This window comes from Streptomyces sp. NPDC020875, assembly GCF_040641415.1.
Lineage (GTDB): Bacteria > Actinomycetota > Actinomycetes > Streptomycetales > Streptomycetaceae > Streptomyces.
Genome location: NZ_JBFADP010000009.1, coordinates 44,683 through 61,692 on the forward strand (window position 1 = coordinate 44,683; position 17,010 = coordinate 61,692).

17 protein-coding genes are annotated in these 17,010 nt (G+C 72.2%); 4 read left to right on the forward strand and 13 right to left on the reverse strand.

Annotated features, from left to right (window positions below; genetic code table 11):
• The first annotated feature begins 59 nt into the window (after positions 1–59).
• Positions 60–566 (forward strand): MarR family transcriptional regulator, encoded by a 507-nt coding sequence (locus AB0G74_RS07345; protein WP_361141635.1) that lies wholly within the window; start codon positions 60–62, stop codon positions 564–566.
• A gap of 220 nt (positions 567–786) precedes the next feature.
• On the opposite strand, the gene AB0G74_RS07350 is transcribed toward AB0G74_RS07345, so the two are convergent.
• The 5 genes from AB0G74_RS07350 to AB0G74_RS07370 form a co-directional block, all read right to left on the reverse strand.
• Positions 787–1,650: an AfsR/SARP family transcriptional regulator gene (locus AB0G74_RS07350; protein WP_361141637.1), complete on the reverse strand. Its 864-nt coding sequence runs from the start codon at positions 1,648–1,650 to the stop codon at positions 787–789.
• A 191-nt stretch (positions 1,651–1,841) separates the two neighbouring features.
• On the reverse strand, positions 1,842–3,134 hold the full coding sequence (locus AB0G74_RS07355; protein ID WP_361141639.1) for an MFS transporter: 1,293 nt from the start codon (positions 3,132–3,134) through the stop codon (positions 1,842–1,844).
• A gap of 210 nt (positions 3,135–3,344) precedes the next feature.
• The gene (locus AB0G74_RS07360) at positions 3,345–4,445 is read right to left on the reverse strand and encodes a SagB/ThcOx family dehydrogenase (protein ID WP_361141641.1); all 1,101 of its coding nucleotides are present in this window, start codon (positions 4,443–4,445) and stop codon (positions 3,345–3,347) included.
• Positions 4,446–4,997: 552 nt separating this feature from the next.
• Entirely contained in the window at positions 4,998–5,801 is an 804-nt protein-coding gene (locus tag AB0G74_RS07365) for a nuclease-related domain-containing protein (protein ID WP_361141642.1), read from the reverse strand.
• A gap of 400 nt (positions 5,802–6,201) precedes the next feature.
• Positions 6,202–6,783: a snapalysin family zinc-dependent metalloprotease gene (locus AB0G74_RS07370; RefSeq protein WP_361141644.1), complete on the reverse strand. Its 582-nt coding sequence runs from the start codon at positions 6,781–6,783 to the stop codon at positions 6,202–6,204.
• A 466-nt stretch (positions 6,784–7,249) separates the two neighbouring features.
• Here AB0G74_RS07370 and AB0G74_RS07375 point away from each other — a divergent pair, with 466 nt between their 5' ends.
• Positions 7,250–7,837 (forward strand): TetR/AcrR family transcriptional regulator, encoded by a 588-nt coding sequence (locus AB0G74_RS07375; protein WP_361141646.1) that lies wholly within the window; start codon positions 7,250–7,252, stop codon positions 7,835–7,837.
• Between the two features lie 69 nt (positions 7,838–7,906).
• Here the strand turns inward: AB0G74_RS07375 and AB0G74_RS07380 are convergent, their stop codons facing one another.
• Entirely contained in the window at positions 7,907–8,935 is a 1,029-nt protein-coding gene (locus AB0G74_RS07380; protein ID WP_361141648.1) for an ABC transporter permease subunit, read from the reverse strand.
• Positions 8,932–9,903 (reverse strand): ABC transporter ATP-binding protein, encoded by a 972-nt coding sequence (locus AB0G74_RS07385; protein ID WP_361141650.1) that lies wholly within the window; start codon positions 9,901–9,903, stop codon positions 8,932–8,934. The genes AB0G74_RS07380 and AB0G74_RS07385 overlap by 4 nt, the downstream gene beginning before the upstream one ends.
• 148 nt (positions 9,904–10,051) lie before the next feature.
• On the opposite strand from AB0G74_RS07385, the gene AB0G74_RS07390 reads away from it, so the two are divergent.
• Positions 10,052–10,522 carry a DIP1984 family protein gene (locus AB0G74_RS07390; RefSeq protein WP_361141652.1) on the forward strand — a complete coding sequence of 157 codons (471 nt, stop codon included), beginning with the start codon at positions 10,052–10,054 and terminating at the stop codon, positions 10,520–10,522.
• A gap of 295 nt (positions 10,523–10,817) precedes the next feature.
• Here AB0G74_RS07390 and AB0G74_RS07395 read toward each other — a convergent pair whose 3' ends face one another.
• The 4 genes from AB0G74_RS07395 to AB0G74_RS07410 form a co-directional block, all read right to left on the reverse strand.
• The gene (locus AB0G74_RS07395) at positions 10,818–11,480 is read right to left on the reverse strand and encodes a response regulator transcription factor (protein ID WP_361141653.1); all 663 of its coding nucleotides are present in this window, start codon (positions 11,478–11,480) and stop codon (positions 10,818–10,820) included.
• Positions 11,477–12,694, reverse strand: coding sequence for a sensor histidine kinase (locus AB0G74_RS07400; protein ID WP_361141655.1), 1,218 nt, complete (start codon positions 12,692–12,694; stop codon positions 11,477–11,479). The genes AB0G74_RS07395 and AB0G74_RS07400 overlap by 4 nt, the downstream gene beginning before the upstream one ends.
• A gap of 1 nt (position 12,695) precedes the next feature.
• Positions 12,696–13,352, reverse strand: coding sequence for a metal transporter (locus AB0G74_RS07405; RefSeq protein WP_361141657.1), 657 nt, complete (start codon positions 13,350–13,352; stop codon positions 12,696–12,698).
• A 165-nt stretch (positions 13,353–13,517) separates the two neighbouring features.
• On the reverse strand, positions 13,518–14,261 hold the full coding sequence (locus AB0G74_RS07410) for a trypsin-like serine protease (protein WP_361141659.1): 744 nt from the start codon (positions 14,259–14,261) through the stop codon (positions 13,518–13,520).
• A 286-nt stretch (positions 14,262–14,547) separates the two neighbouring features.
• Between AB0G74_RS07410 and AB0G74_RS07415 the strand changes: the two genes are divergently transcribed.
• Positions 14,548–15,375: an MOSC N-terminal beta barrel domain-containing protein gene (locus AB0G74_RS07415; RefSeq protein WP_361141661.1), complete on the forward strand. Its 828-nt coding sequence runs from the start codon at positions 14,548–14,550 to the stop codon at positions 15,373–15,375.
• 98 nt (positions 15,376–15,473) lie between these two features.
• On the opposite strand, the gene AB0G74_RS07420 is transcribed toward AB0G74_RS07415, so the two are convergent.
• Both AB0G74_RS07420 and AB0G74_RS07425 read right to left on the reverse strand, forming a co-directional pair.
• The gene (locus AB0G74_RS07420; protein WP_361141663.1) at positions 15,474–15,725 is read right to left on the reverse strand and encodes a hypothetical protein; all 252 of its coding nucleotides are present in this window, start codon (positions 15,723–15,725) and stop codon (positions 15,474–15,476) included.
• Between the two features lie 76 nt (positions 15,726–15,801).
• Complete coding sequence (locus tag AB0G74_RS07425; protein ID WP_361141665.1) at positions 15,802–17,004, reverse strand: erythromycin esterase family protein; 1,203 nt, start codon at positions 17,002–17,004, stop codon at positions 15,802–15,804.
• Between the last annotated feature and the right edge of the window lie 6 nt (positions 17,005–17,010).

A 17,010-nucleotide genomic window follows, 5' to 3' on the forward strand; every position in this document is an offset into this window, starting at 1 on the left:
GCAAGGATGACTTCACGCGTAAAGTGAAGTCGGGCTGTGTCGAAGGGACGGCGAGATCCATGAGCGGTACGGAAGGGCCCACGGGCGGCCCGATGGGCGGGGGCGACGGGGAGCCGCGATGGCTCGACGAGCGGGAGAAGGCGGCCTGGACCGGACTGATCTCCCTCGTACTGCTGCTGCCGGCCAAACTGGAGGCCCCGCTGCGGCAGGAGCACGGCCTCACCCTCTTCGAGTACCTCGTACTCAGCCACCTCTCCGAGGCCCCCCGGCGCACCCTGCGGATGGGGGAGCTGGCCTTTCTCGCCAGCGGCTCCCTCTCCCGGCTCTCCAATGTCGTCAAACGCTGCGAGCAGCGCGGCTGGATCGCCCGGACCCCCGATCCGGCCGACGGCCGCTACACCCTCGCCGAACTCACCGACCCGGGCTTCGAGATCGTGCGCGAGGCGGCGCCCACACATCTGCGCGCGGTACGCCGGACTGTCCTCGACTCGCTCGACCCGGCCGATCAGACGGCCCTGGCCCGCGTCGCGGCGAAACTCCGGATCGTCCCCGACGACTTCGGCTGACGGACTTTCGGCGGTCCGGACTGGCCCGCCGGTTCCTGGTCTTCGGGGAGAGGCGGGTAGGAGTCGTCGTCCGGGATCGCGCGGGCGGGGGCGGGGCCGGGATCCGTCGGACGCGGGGTGGGGGTGGTTTCCGGGGGCGTAGTGGGTGGCGTGATCGTCGGGGCGGCGGTCCCCGGGCGATCTTCGGCTTTGTGCGTATCGGTGAACCTCGGTCACCGGACTAACCGGGCGGTACCGCCTCGGAGTGGGAGTTCAGGATCGCCAGCTGGAGTCTCTGCAGGGGCAGTCCGGGCTCGATCCCGATCTCGGTCACCAGCCGGGTCCGCAGATCGCTGAACACCTCCAGTGCCCGGGCGCGGCGGCCACCGAGGGCGAGGGCTCGCATGTACTGGGCGTGCAGTCCCTCATGGAGCGCGTGCTCGCTGGTGAGGCCCGCCAGATCCGCTATCGCCTCCTGGTGGAGGCCCGCCCTGATCCTGGTCTCCACCAGGGTTTCGGTGACTCCGAGCCGGGACTCGGTGAGCAGCCGGCGTTTCGACTCGATCACCGGGCCCGCGGTCACATCGGCGAAGGCCGCGCCGCGCCAGAGGCCCAGTGCCCGGTCGAGGAGCCGGATGCCCTCGTATTCGCTGCCGGAGTTGATGGCCCGGCCGCCGAGGTCCGCCAGCCGCTGGTACTCCAGCCAGTCGAGGCGGGCGCCGCCGCTGGTGAAGGAGTAGCCACCGGCATGGGTTTCCAGAACGTGCCGCGCGATATCGGAAGGGGCGACCCCGGCGAGCCGGGCCAGGGACTTGCGGCAGTTCAGGATGTACGTCTGCAGGGTACGCAGGCCGCTCACCGGTGCCCCGTCGGGCCACAGCTCGCGCATCAGCGCCGATACGGGGACGACATGGTCCGGGTCGGTGAGCAGCATCGCCAGGACGGTACGGATTTTCGGGGCGACCGTTATGGCGTCGGGGGAATTCCCGGTGCCGATGGAGAGCGGGCCGAGCACTCCGAGACAGAACTCTGCGGCCGGTGAGCCGGACTCCGGTGGCCGGGAATTATCCCGTGTTTCATAGGCCGGGCACTCGGGTAATCCCATGAGGTCTCCCATCGGCAGTTGAACCGCCGGGCCGCGCTGCCCGCCGGATGGTCGCCTGTTGCCGTTTCGCCTGCACAGATCGGTTCAGGCTAGTGCATATGCATTGTCATATGCCCGGGTCGGTGGCGTATCACGCGAGCGATGGCCTGATCTCGCCGCGCAATGCCGAGTTCGGACAATCGAGGGATTTCCTACCGGGGATCGGCGACGTTTCGGCCCATGGTCTTCTCCTCGGATTCGGTTACGTTCTCGAACCGCGCGACGCCCGGCACCAGCAGACAGAGAAGGCTGGAGGCGGCGACCACAACACCCCCGCCGACCAGTGTCGCCGTCGTACCGAACAGTTCGACGAAGGGGCCGACCAGCAGATAGCCGACGGGCAGCAGCGCGTAGGCGCCCAACTGGTCCATCGCGAACACCTTCCCGAGCTGATCCTCGGGGAACGCCCGTTGCAGCGCCGACAGCCAGTAGACGAAATACAGCTCCACCACGAAACCGCCGATCGCGAACGAGAGCACCACCAGGGGCAGCGGCAGCGGGCCGACGAGGCTCAGCGGCAGCAGCGCGTAGCAGGTGAGCGCCGTCATCGATACCGTGCCCCGGGCCTTCGGCCGCCAGCGTCCGGCCACCGCGATGGCGGGCAGCGCGCCCAGGCCCATGGCGGCCAGGACGTAGCCGTACGCGATCTCGCCCCCGAACTCGTCGCGGGCGATCACGGGCAGCAGGGTCAGGGCGGTCGCCGAACCGGCGAACAGATGCAGACAGACGGTCCCCATGACGACCATCACCCATGGTCGGCGGCGGATCGCCCGAAGCCCTTCGGCGGCCTCGCCGAGGATCGCTGAGCGGGGGCCCGTCCTCCGTACGGCCTCCGGTACGCGCAGTACGGCGACGGCGCCGAGGGCGAAGACGGCGGCGGTGATCAGCAGGGCCGGGCGGATGCCGATCAGGGTGACGGCGGCGGCCCCGGCCAGCGCGCCGAGGACGGCCGAACCCCGGTGGACCGCGGAGACCAGGGCGTTGCCGCGTTCCAGCAGCCGGTCGGGCAGCAGGGCCGGGACGAGGGAGCGATAGGCCGGGCGGGACAGGGCCTCACCCGCCCCGACCAGGGCGGTGATCACCGGGAGCAGGCCCAGCGGCAGCCGGGTCAGCAGCAGCGCGGTGGCCAGCAGGACCACAGCGCGGAAGAAGTCGGCACCGATCAGTACCCGGGTACGCCGCAGCCGGTCGGCGATGATGCCGCCGATCAGGAGACAGCCGACGAGGGCGATCGCCCGCCCGGCCAGGACCAGGCCGACATCGGCGGCGCCGCCTCCCTCGCGGAGGATGTAGAGGCTGAGCGCCACAGGCAGCAGCTGGTCGCCGACGGCCCCGCCGGCCTGGCTCAGCCAGAGGCGGAGAAAACGCGGATGGTCCCGTATCCTCGCGCCGCCGGGCTCTCCCGTCACGCCGGTGTCGTCCGTCAGCGGCGTGTGCTCAGTCATGGACCGCCCTCTGAGATCTCAGTGTGCTGTGTGTGCTGTGTCCGGTGCTCGACACGGTGCGGACGCCGCCCGGTGCCGCCGGGGCCCGGCCCGGGGCCGGGGTCGCAGTCTGTCAGCAGCCGGACCCGGGACCGGGGCCGTACGGCGTCAACCTGCCAAGGGGGCGGGGGCGTCGGTCCGGCGCGAGGCGGCGTCCGGGCGCGACTGCGGTCAGCGGGCCGTCGTCGGCGAGGGGAAGGCGAAGTCGGCGGGGAGGAGCCGATCCGTTCCGTCCGGGACCCCGGCGGACAGCAGATAGACGGCGAACTCCTCGTCGGGGTCCACCCCGAGCAGCCGCTCCACCCCGCTGTCCGCGAAGGCCACCGTCTGGAACGGGCCGAGGCCCAGGGCGGTGGCCGCGAGGGCGAAGGTCTGGCCGTAGTGCCCCGCGTCGTACATCCACAGCCGGTAGGCCCGGGGATGGCGGTACTTCCACGCCAGCCGGTTGGCGACCGCCGTGGTGAATATTGTGAAGGCGCCCTGGTACGACGCCTCCTGCTCATGGGTCAGCTCGGCCACCCGCTCGCGCGGCACGTCGGTGTCGAGGAGTTCGAGGCAGTGCCGGGCCGCCGAGTAGTGGTAGAGCCCGGGGGGCACTCCGGCGATGTTGTACGCCACCACATACGCCTCCACCTCGTGCCGGCCCCCCGCCGAGGCGCTGACCCGGCACTGCTGTGTGCCGAATGTGCCGCCGCTGATGAACCGGTGCGGCGCGAAGCTGTGGAAGAGCAGAGTGCTCAGCTGGTCCGCTGTGACCGGCTCGGCCGTGAAGAGGCGATGGGTGCGGCGGCGGGCGAAGAGTTCGTCCGTCGGCATGTTCAGGGGGAGCGTACGGCGCGGCAGCGGTACGACCGGATGCCCCGGGTACTCCTTGAACGCCTCCGGAGCCCCGCCCTCGGCCACGATCTCCTCCGCCACACCGGCGCGTTCGGGCGCGTCCGAGAGATAGGCGGCGTCCCGCGCCTCCAGATGGAAGCGCCGCGCCACGAGGCCCCAGTGCTCCCAGAGCTCCGGGGTGGCGTCGGTGCCGTCGGGGGTGGCGAGCACCCCGAGCCCGATCAGGGATGTGACGGCCTCGCGGATCTTCGGCTCGTTCTCCGGCCCGAACGCGGTGACGAGTTCGTCCAGTTCGATACCCGTACCCGCCGTATCGACCACCTTCAGCAGATCCGGCGACAGCCTGACCCACTGCCGTCGGCCGGGAAGCCCGATTTCCAGGCCGTCGGGGAGCCAGCGGCAGATCAGGTGCTCCGGGCGGCGGACTTTCGGCATGGCTTCCCTCTCCGGGCGGGGACGGGTGCGGTGAACGGGCGGTACCGTGAGGCGAAGCACGGCCTACGGCGGGACCGCGCCCGGTTGCGATGCACGGCTCGCATCACAACCGGGCGCTCCGTGCCCGGCCCGGTGGTGCGGGCCGTCAGCTGGACGGGTGGTGCAGCAGCACCTGGTCCGCGTCCTCGATGATCTCGATGACGAGCTCCATTTTTGTCACCCCCATTTCCTCGCCCGGACGTCCCGCGGGCGGTTCGCCGACGGGGCCGAAGACCTTCCGAAATCCCTCCGCGGATTAATCTCGGGGGTTTTCCGATGTGAACTCCGACTGTGTGAAGAACGCTACGTCGCCCGGATTAGTCGAATCAAGGCGCCGGGGCGAGTCTGGCGTAAAAGAGCAGGCGCGAATGTTGGACTGCTGATGAAGTGCCTGGTCGGAGCGGGTTTCCGGGGGCGGCGGAGAGCGTTTGGCGCTGCCGAAAAGGATTGCGGATGATTTACGAGCGGATCTTGAGCGAACCTCGACAGGGGTGCGTTACCATGTCCGCTACATCATTCGCTTCGGCCGCGACGCGTTCTGCGGCGCCGGGCATGGAATTCGTGATCGCGTCGTACCAGGGCGGCGATCCGATCGCGGGAACGGGAATCCAGTAACGCGGTCCGGCTGTCCATCCGGGCCATCAGGTATTCGGTGCCGATACTGATGACATCGACGGAGGAACTCTCGAAGGTGCCCAGGCTCGCCCGTTCGTGCAGGACCACGACGGCGGTGCGCACCGGAACGTCGAAACCGCGTGACGCGAGGAACTCCCGTAATTCGGCCGCGGGCTCACCGACCTGCCTGCCCCAGAAGCGGCCACCGCCGTCCGTCAGCACCCCCCGGCCGCGAAGATTCCCGTAGCGGTCGAATTTCTCGAAACTCCAGTGGTCGCCCACCACATGGACGTGGACGGCACGTCCTTTGACCTCGACGGCCCAGATACCCGCGGGCCCGACCAGCAGATGATCGATCTCGCCCCGGCGGTTGGCGTAGCCGCGGAACACCAGCCACTCGTCCGACAGCCCCTCCAGGGCCCGGGTCAGCCGCTCCTCGGCGTCGATCCCCGCCTCCTGCTTGGCCCGCCGCTCGCGGATCCCCGGTTCGATGACCGGCGCCCGGGCCTCCAGCGCCCTGGCGTCGCGGCGCTGCGCGAGCCGCTTGGCCCACTGCCACCACCGACGCGACGCCGCGTGCCGCGACCGGAGCTCGGCCACGGCGGACGCGTGCGCGGCGGCGGAGCGCCGATGATTCTCGATCAGCTCCTTGGTCCGCAGGAGTTGACTGCCCGGATAGTCGGAGAGCACCTCTATCAGCATCGGAGCAGGCTAGAACCTGACGGTAGATCACATCTCGTATTTCGATGGAATCGAACCGGGGCCGGGGGAGTTCATGGCGGCGGTACGGGGGAGGGGGCGGTGAGGACTCCGTACGGTCAGCCGCCCCCCGGTCCCAGGTGGGTCGTCCGGACCGGCCGCCCGTGGCCTGCGCGGCTCGCGGCGGTCGCCCACGTGACCGCGGCGATGTCATCGGGGCCGTAGACGGTACGGAGCGCCGAGACGGGTATTTCGGCCGTGGCGGCGCTCGGCCCCCGGGTGGCTGCCGGGGTCGGCGAACTCCCAATGCGCAGTCCCCTGGTACGTGGCCCCGGGGGTACGTGCCGACGCCGCCCCGCGCGTCGATACGTGGGGCGGCGTCGGCGCGAACGGGTTCGGCGGGTCAGGGCGCGTCGACCACGACGCGACCGGCGGCCGGGGCGTGCGACGCGGTGGCGCCCGCGTAGGCGTACTCGACGCGGGCCTGTTCGGTGGCGTTCGGAACGGCGTTGCGGCAGCTCGTGCCGGGGCTGGAGCCGGACATCAGCTGGGAGCAGGGGCCCGGCTTGGTGTCCGGGAGCCCCAGGTTGTGGCCGATCTCGTGGGCGGCGATACGGATCTTGTCATAGCCCAGGGCGACCGCCTGGCTGCCGAGTTCGACCCGGCTTCGGCCGCCCGGGCGGACCGGGCCCAGGGTGGCCTGCGGCCAGCCGCTGGTGGCGATGATCTGGATCTCGGCTCTGGCTCCGGGCGCGGCTTCGACCAGTCTGACGTTGTCGACATTGGCGTTCCAGATCGCGACTCCGGCCGCGACCGCCGACTCCCAGCCGACGGCCCGGCTGTCGTCGTAGTAGAGCGTCACCGGTGCCGCCGTCTTCGCCGCGGGTGCCGCCGTCGGCCCGGCGCCGGCGTGCGCCGCCGGTGCGACGGCCAGGATGAGCCCTGCCGCGGTACCGACTGCCTTGAGCCATATGGAGTGCGGCATTGTGCCGTCCCTTCGCTCGGGGGCGGCCCGGTTCCCGACGGAACCGGGGCGCGAGGAGAGGGGCGGTCGCGAACCGGGCCGGGCGGACACCTGGTTGCCGCCCCTCCGGGCGCCCATGAGCATAGGGCGGCCGCGAGCGATATGCCATGCACCTGTCATGAATGTCCGAGGGTCGACGGTCCGGGCGCTCGGATCCCCCTTCGGCCGACTGGGCACGGCTCCCGATACGGGGTCGGGCGGCGGCCTCGGAGGGATGTACGGCGCCGATGGCGGGCCGGTGCGCCGTGGAGTTGGGGCCTCCGGGGGCTTTCGGGCGGCTCCCGCCGCCGGTCACCCCCGGTGCGGCGGCGCGTGCGGACGGCGCGGCGGACCGCACGCCGTCGGCTAGGCTGAATGCGGATCGTTGTTCCGATTGTCCTCCGGGGTACCGGTCCGACTCGTCGGCGGTGATTCGGAAGGTGAGCCGGTGCCCCCTGCGGACCAGGCGAAAGGGGCGTCCGCCCGCAGCAAGCGGGCCGACGCGGTACGCAATCAGCGGACACTGCTCGACGCCGCGGCCGAGGTGTTCGTGACCTCGGGGGTCGATGCCCCGATCCGCCTCATCGCGGCCAGGGCCGGGGTCGGGCTGGGCACGCTCTACCGCCACTTCCCGACCCGGGCCGACCTCGTCACCGCCGTCTACCGCCACCAGATCGACGCCTGCGCCGAGGCCGGGCCGAGGCTGCTGGCCGAACGCGACTCCCCGTTCGACGCGCTGGGCGCCTGGGTCGAACTCTTCACCGACTTCCTGGTCACCAAGCACGGACTCGCCGACGCCCTGCGGTCCGACAGCGACCGCTTCGCCGCCCTGCACACCCACTTCATCGACCGGCTGACGCCCGTCTGCGCCGGGCTCCTCGACGCGGCCGTGGCGGCGGGCGAGATCAGGCCCGGCACCGGGTCCTACGAACTCATGCGCGGTATCGGCAACCTCTGCGCAGGGCGCGACGACGATCCCCGCTACGACCCGCGACGGCTGATCGAACTGCTGCTCAAGGGCCTGCGGCTGCCGTAGCGGACGCCGACCACGGGCAGCTGTTGTCCGGCCCGGCCGCCGGGTGCCTCCTGGACCTCCGCGCCGCGTTCAGTTCGTCCGCCGCCGGACCCGCCGGAGGCCGTACGCGGTGAGCAGGCCGCTGAGCGTCAGATAGACCGCGGTCTCCAGCCACTGGAACGACCAGTAGCGGCTACCGGGGTGGTAGCTGACGTCGACATGGAGATCGTGCCGGGCCAGGCAGACCGCCGTATCGCCGAAGGTGCCGCGAGCACCGGTCCTGGGCGGGCTGTCCAGGCAGTCGTCGAAGACACTCGTCCGGAGGGACGCGCCGTCCGGGGTGCGCAGCGGGCTCGTCTCGGCGATCCAGGCGTCGGCCGCGCCGGGGATCCGCACCCCGTCGACGACCGGTCCGCCGGTGATACTGCCGAGACTGCGGGCCGCGTTGATGGACTCGACGGTCATGGGCAGGGTCGCCTTCTCGGCGGGCAGCAGAACGGGCCGGACCACCAGGGGGAAGAAGAACTGGAAGGCGAGGAAGGCCACGAGCGTCACCGCCATCGCGGGCAGCGTTCTGCGCAGGACCAGTCCGGCGACGGTGCCGAAGGTGAAGGCCAGGGCGGCGTATCCGAGCGGGGCGATATTGCGCGCACCGAAGACGAGGACGTCGAACCGTTCTCCGACGACCGTGTCGAAAGGGCGGGCCGCCCAGGTCAGCAGGGCGGCGACGGTTCCGGTGACCAGGACGGCGGCGGAACCGACGAGCAGGATCTTGCCGAGCAGCCAGCGCCGGCGGTTGACGCTCTGGTTCCAGACCAGCCGGTGGGTGCCGTTCTCCAGCTCCCGGGCGACCAGGGGGGCGCCCCAGAACGTGCCGAGTACGGCGGGGAGCAGGGCCAGTCCGGTCGCCACGAACAGCAGGGTGTTCTGGTACGCGGCCCGGAACCGGCGCCGGGCCTCGGCGCAGTCGGCGGAACCGGCCTCGCAGCGGGCGAGGTAGCCCTCGTGGGCGTCCCGGATGTCCGTACCGAGATACAGCAGGTATCCGGCGATGACCAGCAGCGCTACGGCTCCGGCGAGCGCCTGGCCGCGGAACTGGCGCCAGGTGAGCCAGATCATCGGCCCGCCCTCCCCGCCCTGGTGCCGGGGCCGGTCGCGGCCGGGCCCGGTGGTGCCGCCGCGCGGGACATATAGGCGAGGACGAGCTGTTCGAGGGTGAGGGGTTCCGCCCGGTGCGGGAACCCGCCCGGACCCGCCCCGGCACCGGTGCTCGTGCCGTCGCCGTCGCCGTCGCCGTCGCGGACTACGGCGCTGCTGTACGTGTCATGGTTCTCGATCGCGATCGTCTCCACCCCGGCGGGCGCGCGGTCGAACGCGCCGCGCGGGGCGGTCAGCCGGACGTGCCGGGCCAGCAGTTCCCCGGTGTCCCCGGCGATCTGGACCCGTGAGCCGCAGAGCACCACGAGATGGTCGCAGACCTGCTCGATATCGCCGAGCAGATGCGAGGAGAGGACGGCCCCGGCGCCCAGTTCGTGGACGAACTCCAGCAGATTCCGCAGAAACCCCTGCCGGGCCAGGGGGTCGAGGGCCGCCGCGGGTTCGTCGAAGATCAGCAGCTCGGGCCGTTTGGCGGCGGCGACGGTCAGGGCGAGCTGGGCGCGCTGGCCGCCCGACAGCTCGCCCGCCTTCTGCTCGGGGCGCAGCGCCACCTGCCGCAGGCGCCGTTCGGCGAGTGCCTGGTCCCAGCCGGGGTTCAGCCGGGCGCCGAGCCGTAGATGCTCGGCGACGGTGAAGGAGCCGTACACCGGGGTGTTCTGGGCGACGAAGCCGACCCGGGCCAGATGCGACGCGTCGGCCGCCGGGCGGGATCCCAGGACCGTCAGGGACCCGGCGGTCGGTTCGATCAGCCCGCAGATCAGATGGAGCAGGGTCGACTTTCCGGCCCCGTTGGGGCCGACGAGACCGACGATCCGGCCCGCGGGGACATCGAGACGCACGTCGTTCAGGGCCGGGCCGCGGCGGCCGCGCCCGTAGGTCTTGGTCAGGCCCTCCGCGTGGATCGCGGCGGGTGAGATGGAGGATGACATGCGGTCATCCTTGGCTCCGGCCCAGGTGACCGGCATCGGCCGTCGGTACGGTTCCCCGGCGCCGGGCCGTACTTTCGGCCGGTCCGGGACGGGAGTGACACCGGGGAAACTTGTATGCTCATGCGAAAAGCGGAGGGGGGTGGCGAGAGTGAGACTTGCCGAGGCGCTCGCGGAGCGCGCGGAGGCGACGCGCAGGGTCGAACAGCTGCGGGCCCGTGTCGTCAGCAGCGCGCGGTACCAGGAGGGGGAGACGCCCGCCGAGGACGCGGCCCGGTTGTTGGCCGAGGCCGGTGAGGTGCTGAGCGTTCTGGAGTCGCTGATCCGACGGATCAATCGCACCAACGCCACTGTGGACATGGGGCCCGACGGTACGCTCACCGACGCTCTCGCCCGCCGGGACGTGCTGCGACTGCGTCATGCCGTGGTGACCGCGGCCGCGGACGCGGCGACGGGGCAGGGGGAGCGGGGATACGGCCGGCAGCTCAGGTCCGAGCTGGTGATGCTGTCGGCGCTGCCGGTCGGGGAACTGCGGGGTCAGGCGGATGCCCTCGCCCGGGAGATCCGCGAGATCGATGTCAGGATCCAGCGCAGGAACTGGGAAGTCGACCTGCTGGACTGAGTGGTCCGGCCAGGGCAACCCGGCCCGGGCCGGAACGATGTGGAGCAGGTAGCGGCTTCGGAGGCGTGCACACGCCGAGGACCGGCGGTTTTCCGGTCCACTTCTGGTGCGTGAAGGGCAACGCGGGGTTCGATTCCTCATCGACGGCGCAGCTCAGCAACGCGTACAGGTAAAGGTGCACATCGCACGGCATATCACCACGTGCAGATCCGAGACCGTGAGGGTGGGTTCGGGGCTTTCCACATCGGTCACCGCCGGGATTCTTGTCGCGGCGGCGGCGGCGGCAGCAGCGGGGTCAGCGGGTCGCGCCGTCGACCAGGCGGTTCTCCCAGGCCCAGACCGCGATCTCGGTGCGGTTGCGGACGCCGAGTTTGGTCTGGATGCCGGAAAGGTGGCTCTTGACCGTGCTGAGGGAGATGAACAGCTCGGCACCGATCTCCTGGTTCGTACGGCCCCGGGCGACGGCTCGTACGACGTCCAGTTCGCGGGCCGAGAGGGGGGACTTCCGGGCGCGGGGCGCGGGCTCCGTCGTCCGGTGGAGGTGGCGGAGGAGGCGGAGGGTGACCGAGGGGGAGACGAGGGCCTCGCCGTTGTGGGCGGCGCGGACCGCCTCGACGAGGAGGGCGGGGCCCGCGTCCTTGAGGACGAAGCCCGCCGCGCCGCCGCGCAGGGCGCCGTAGACGTATTCGTCGAGGTCGAAGGTGGTGACGACGACGACCCGCAGCGGGTCGGGCACGCCCGGTCCGGCCAGTGCGCGGGTGACTTCGATGCCGTCGAGCCGCGGCATCCTGATGTCGACCAGACAGACGTCGGGGCGGAGCCGCCGGGCCAGTTCGACGGCCTCGGCGCCGTCCCGGGCCTCGCCGACGACGGTGATGTCGTCCTGGTCCTCCAGGATGAGCCGGAGTCCGTGGCGGATCATCGCCTGGTCGTCGGCGATCAGGACCGTGATGGTCATCCCGGCTCCCGGGGCGGAACGGGCAGGGTGGCCCGGACGGACCAGCCGCCGCCGGGCCGGGGTCCGGCGGTGAGCCGGCCGCCGAGTGTCTCGACCCGCTCGCGCATGCCGATCAGACCGTACCCCCGCTGGTGGGGGCGGCGTGAATCCGGTGCGGCGTCGTCGGTGATGTCGACGGTGACGCTTGCGTCGGCCCGGGTGACGGTGATGTCGACGGTGCGCGCGGTACGGGCGTGCCGCCGGATGTTGGTCAGCGCCTCGCGGACGACGCGGTACACGGTGCTGGTGATCTCCGGTGGCCAGGCCGGTTCGCCGTCGGGCAGGGTCAGCCGGACCGGGGGGCCCTGGTGGGCGAAGCGTTCGACCAGGGCGCCGAGGGTTTCGGGGCCGGGGGAGACGGGGGCGGCGTCGCCGTCGTCGCGGAGCAGTCCCACGACCCGGCGCATGGCGGCTATGGCCTCCGATCCGGCGGTCTCGATCCCGGCCAGCGATTCGGGCACCCGGCCGGGGTCGCGGCGGGCCACCACCTGTGCGGCCTGGGCCTGGATCAGCATTCCGGTGATGTGGTGGGCGACGACGTCGTGGAGTTCCCGGGCGAGTTCCAGGCGTTCGGCCCGGCGTACCTCGTCGGCGGTCGCGCGGGCGCGGGCGTCGAGCCGGCGGAGGGAGAGTCCGGTCGCTGCGGCGGTGATCAGGACGGCCGCCGCCGCGGGGCCGACCGCCGAGGCCGGCCGGACGGCGAACTGGGCGGCGGCCAGCAGCAGTCCCGTGCCCGCGACGAGCGCCGCCCGGGCCGGGGGCAGGGCTCTGACGGCGGATCCGACGAGTACGCCGAGGCCCAGGGCCGACGGGGGGCCGAGCGCCGCCGGGAACCGGGTTCCGGGGAGCGCCGTGACGGCGAGCGCGAGGGCGGCGGTGAGCAGCCCCAGGACGGCCGTGAGGGTTCGGTCGCGGTGGCGGAACAGGGCCAGTGCGCAGATCGGTACGGCGGTGACGGTACCGGGCACCCAGGACGCGGCTCCCCAGGTCCTGGCGAGCGCGTCGGCCTGGACGGCGATCGCGGCGACGAAGACGACGGCGAGTGCGGCGGTGGGCCCGGCGGCGGGCCCGGTGGTGGGGAGGCCGCCGGTGAACGCGTCGGCGACGCGTCGGCGGTCCGCCCGTCGCGGGGGTTTCTGGGGGGTGCGGACGTCGGCCGGCGTTTCCCGGGGCATGTCAGGAGGGACGCCGGGGGGAGTGAGCCGGGTTCCGGCCGGTGGACGGGGTGTCGCCGACCAGGCCGTACGGGGTCCCCGCGTACGGCACCCCTTCGTACGGCACCCCTTCGTACGGCATCCCTTCGTACGGGACTCCTTCGTACGAGGTCCGGGCGCGCCGGGCGCGGTCGACGCGGCGCAGTACCGGTCTGGTCAGGATCGCGCCGCACAGACAGACGGCGGCCCAGGCCGCCGCCGGGCTCGGCCCTTCGACGAGCGCGAGCCCCGGTACCGCGATCCCGCCGACGGCGATACCCGTGGCGGCCGGGGCCGGGAGCGTTCTGACCGCCGATCCGACCAGGACCGCCAGGGCGATCGCGGTGGCCGGTGCCGGTTCCTTCGGCAGCCGGTCCCCGGCGATCAGTGAGACGGCGACGGCACCGGCGGCGACGGTCGGGCCCGCCACCGCCGTGAGGGTCTGCCACCGGTGGCGCAGCAGGGCGAGGACGGCGACGGCGACCGAGACGCCCGAGCCGGGGAGCCAGGCCGTGCCGCCCCAACTGGTCGTGAACAGGAAGGCGGTGAAGGCGATGGCCGCGGCGAGTACGAGGCCCAGCCCGAGGTCGGCCGCCCGGCGCGCGGCACCGGGCCGGTGGTGCGCTGTCGCTCTCGTCATGCCGCTCAGGCTAGGAACCCGGGGGCGTCCCGCGTACCGGCCGAAAGTACGAGAACCCCGGGCACGCGGGCGGGTGCCCGGGGTGGTGCCCGCCGTTTCGCGGTGGCCGGGGCGGGCCGGGCGCGGAACGGCGGGCCGGGTGGGGACGGTACGGCGGAGGGGCCGTCAGACCCCGGCGATCGACTGGATCCAGGGCCGGTACGCCGTCACATTGGTGTACGCCGTCATGGTCTGCCGGTCGCTGGTGGACGCCACGCCGACCTGGATGCCGTTGGCCATCATCGGGCCGCCGGAGTCGCCGCCCGCAGTGATGCCGTCGCCCCGGCGGGCGCAGATCGCGGAGCCGTTGTAGGCGTCGCGGCAACCGCCGGTCACGGTCACATTGGCGACCTTCAGATAGCGGGACTGGCAGTTGGCCTCGGAGCCGCACTGCGAGGTGGCGCCCCAGCCGTAGACCTGGACGTTCTGGTTGACGTAGACCGAGCCGGGCTGGCCGAGCCGGGCGTAGCTCGCCGCCACCGAGCGGTCGAGCCTGACCAGGGACAGGTCGGAGGAGGAGTGGTTGTAGACGGCAGACGCGTTGGCCACGGTCCCGCCGCTGCTCTGGTCGAGGCTGCCGATCCGGAAGGAGAGGCCGCCGCCGGTGACGCAGTGCTTCGCGGTGAGGATCCAGGTGGGCGCGATGATCGAGGCGCTGCAGGTCTGGCGGCCGTTGGAGAACAGCCGGGCCGCCCAGGGGGCGTCGGTCGCGTAGCCGCCGCCGATGATGGGCAGTGCCGCCGTGCCGCTGACGTCCTGGCTCTCCACGGCCGGCGCGGGCGTGGGGGCCTGCGCGGACGCGGTGGGGGCGAGAGCGACGACGGAGAGCGCGGCGGTCGCGAGGGCGGGTACGAGTCTGGTGATGCGCACGTGATCTGCTCCATTGTGTGGGGGTGAATTCCTGCTGGGATGCGCAGGAGCGCCAGGGGCACCACAGTCGGGTGTTGTGGTGTCCATGACATATGGGGCTGCGGAGAATCTGACAGACGCCCCACCCGGCGCACAAGGGGTCGGCCGAAACGGCTTCCGCCGGGCGCGGCCGGATATCCGGGCGCGCGATACCGGATATCGGTCACTGTCCGGGAATCGCTTGCCCGTGCCGCGCGCCCACCCGTAGGTTCGGGGAAACGGGCCGGTGCGGCGGTGAGGGAGACGGGTGGCCAGGGTCGTCGAGTTGTCGTACTACCCCGTCAAGGGGTGCGCCGGAGTCTCCGTGGACGATGCCGAGATGACGGTCGCGGGCCTCGCGTACGACCGGAGTTTCATGGTCACCGACGAGCACGGCGGATTCCGCAGCCAGCGCCGCTCCCCGCGGCTCGCGCTGATCCGGCCCGAAGTCGGCGACGGCGGCGGGCAACTCCTCCTGCGGGGACCCGGAACCGACTCCCTCGCCGTCGAGGTGGACACCTCCGGACCCCGGCGGGACGTCAGCCTCTTCGGAGCCCCTTACCAGGGGATCGACCAGGGCGACGAGGCCGCGCGATGGCTGTCGGAGTTCCTCGGCGAGCCCGGCAGACTGGTCCGGGTACCGCCGGAACACCACCGGATCACCGACGGCCTCACCCCCGGGACCTCGGGCTACGCCGACAGCTGCGCCGTCCATCTGATCTCCCGGGCGTCCCTGCGGGAACTGAACACGCGGCTGGCCGAACGGAGCGGCGGGCCGCTCCCCATGGACCGGTTCCGGCCGAATATCGTCGTGGAGGGCTGGGACGAGCCCCATACCGAGGACCGGATCCGCCGGGTCACCATCGGGACCGCCGAACTGGCCTACGCCAAGCTCGCCGTCCGCTGCGCGGTGACCACCGTCGAGCAGACGACCGCCGCCCGATCGGGGCCCGAACCCCTCCGTACCCTCGCCGACTACCGGCGGGCGGCCACCGGCGGTGTCGCCTTCGGGACGAAGTTCGCGGTGCTCGGGACCGGCAAGCTCTCGGTGGGCGACGAGATCACCGTGGCGTCCTGGGGGGACTCCGAGCTGTAGCCGGGCGCGGTCCGCAATCGCGCGGGGGCGGTCGTACGGTACATCTGCCCCCGTCCCTCCCGGTCACCGCGTCGGCGGGCGGTACGGCCCCGGTACGGTCAGCGTCCTCCCGCGCGGCGGCGGGCGGCCTCCCGGGCGGCCCGGCGGAGCGCCGCCTCCTCCTCCCGGCCCGAACGCTTCTGCCGTTCGCCCTCCGCGCGGAGCCGGTCGTCGCGCAGGGCGATGCCGTCCGCCTCCTTCTTGCGGCCCATCACCTGCTTGAGCTTCGCCTTCGTCCAGCCCATGGCTCCCGTACCTTCCCGGTCGACCGGTTCGTTCCCGGCCCGGGTGCCCGGCACGGCGCACGTCATGCGCCCGACGGTCCTCCGAATCGCCCCGGCCGAACCGTCCCCCGGCCGAACCGTCCCTCGGCCGGGCCGCGCGGCGTCAGTCCCGGGTGACGTCCCTGACGAAGACGATCCCGTCCTGGGCGGGCAGATGGGACGGGTCCAGCGGGGCATAGCCGAACCAGGGCGACACCCGGGTGGTCAGCGGCGCGGCGGCGAGTACGCCCGCCAGCCGCCGCGCGTCGACCACCCGACTCTCCTCCGGGAGCGCGTACAGCAGCCCTTCGAGGGTGTCCGGCGCCGGGGGCCCCACCTCGTGGTGCGACAGGGTGCCGAGCGCCGTGGCCAGGAAGCCGTACTCCTCACCCAGCCGAAAACTCACCTGGGCGCCCGCACTCCACCACTCCAGCGGCGCCCCGCCCATCCGTATCCCGCTCAGCCGCCGCTGGAGATGTGCGTTGTGGGCGAAGACCAGGGCCGGGCCGCGTTCGGCGAGCGCGAGCAGGTTCTCGGCCATCATGGTGTCCCGCAACCCCAGCAGCCGGGTCATCCGGCTCGGCCCGGGCTCGGCCATCCAGTAGTGGTAGCGGAGCAGCCCGGTGGCCGTACGGCCGTACATCCGCGCCCGGTCCCACTCGTCCCGCGACCCCGCCGCGACCAGCTCCGGGGCCCGTTCGTGGACGAGCGCCACCAGATCGTCCGCGATCAGCCGCAGCTCCCGCGCCCGCGGCGACCGGCCCGTCGACCGCACCGGGTCCATCATCGCGGCCGGATGGACCCATGCCTCGTCCGTGCCCAGCAGCCGGTCCAGCGACGCCGCCGAGCAGGGCAGCAGCTCCGCTTCGAGACCGGCGGCGAGACAGTCGTACAGCGCCATCAGGGACCGCCGGGGACTGGCGGCGCCGGTGATCTCCAGCGGGCCGTCGAAACCGGCGAAACGCAGCAGATCGGCGCCGGACCGGCCGTCGTTGAAGGCACGCATCCAGCGCACCAGCTCACGGTTGGCGGCGGAACCCCCGAAGCCGTGGCTGAAGCCCCGCTCCATGACCGTGTCGAGGGTGCCCGTGCCCGAGGTGACGTACGCGTCCACGGCCAGGCCCTTCAGACAGTCGCTCTCGATCACGATCGTCCGGTACCCCTGCTGCTCAACCAACTGACGGAACAGATCGTTCCGGAGGTCGAGCAGCGCGTCCTCGCCGTGAGTGGGCTCGCCCAGGGCGAGCAGCCGGGGCCGGGTGGGGAAGAGGCTCATGACGGCTGCGGCCTCCACGGCGTGCGTGGAGTCCGTGAGGTCGATATCCATGACCTC

Coding starts and splice junctions, on each gene's coding strand:
- AB0G74_RS07345 (WP_361141635.1), top strand. CDS start 60: ATGAGCGGTACGGAAGGGCCCACGGGCGGCCCGATGGGCGGGGGCGAC.
- AB0G74_RS07350 (WP_361141637.1), bottom strand. CDS start 1,650: ATGGGATTACCCGAGTGCCCGGCCTATGAAACACGGGATAATTCCCGG.
- AB0G74_RS07355 (WP_361141639.1), bottom strand. CDS start 3,134: ATGACTGAGCACACGCCGCTGACGGACGACACCGGCGTGACGGGAGAG.
- AB0G74_RS07360 (WP_361141641.1), bottom strand. CDS start 4,445: ATGCCGAAAGTCCGCCGCCCGGAGCACCTGATCTGCCGCTGGCTCCCC.
- AB0G74_RS07365 (WP_361141642.1), bottom strand. CDS start 5,801: ATGCTGATAGAGGTGCTCTCCGACTATCCGGGCAGTCAACTCCTGCGG.
- AB0G74_RS07370 (WP_361141644.1), bottom strand. CDS start 6,783: ATGCCGCACTCCATATGGCTCAAGGCAGTCGGTACCGCGGCAGGGCTC.
- AB0G74_RS07380 (WP_361141648.1), bottom strand. CDS start 8,935: ATGATCTGGCTCACCTGGCGCCAGTTCCGCGGCCAGGCGCTCGCCGGA.
- AB0G74_RS07385 (WP_361141650.1), bottom strand. CDS start 9,903: ATGTCATCCTCCATCTCACCCGCCGCGATCCACGCGGAGGGCCTGACC.
- AB0G74_RS07395 (WP_361141653.1), bottom strand. CDS start 11,480: ATGACCATCACGGTCCTGATCGCCGACGACCAGGCGATGATCCGCCAC.
- AB0G74_RS07400 (WP_361141655.1), bottom strand. CDS start 12,694: ATGCCCCGGGAAACGCCGGCCGACGTCCGCACCCCCCAGAAACCCCCG.
- AB0G74_RS07405 (WP_361141657.1), bottom strand. CDS start 13,352: ATGACGAGAGCGACAGCGCACCACCGGCCCGGTGCCGCGCGCCGGGCG.
- AB0G74_RS07420 (WP_361141663.1), bottom strand. CDS start 15,725: ATGACGTGCGCCGTGCCGGGCACCCGGGCCGGGAACGAACCGGTCGAC.
- AB0G74_RS07425 (WP_361141665.1), bottom strand. CDS start 17,004: ATGGATATCGACCTCACGGACTCCACGCACGCCGTGGAGGCCGCAGCC.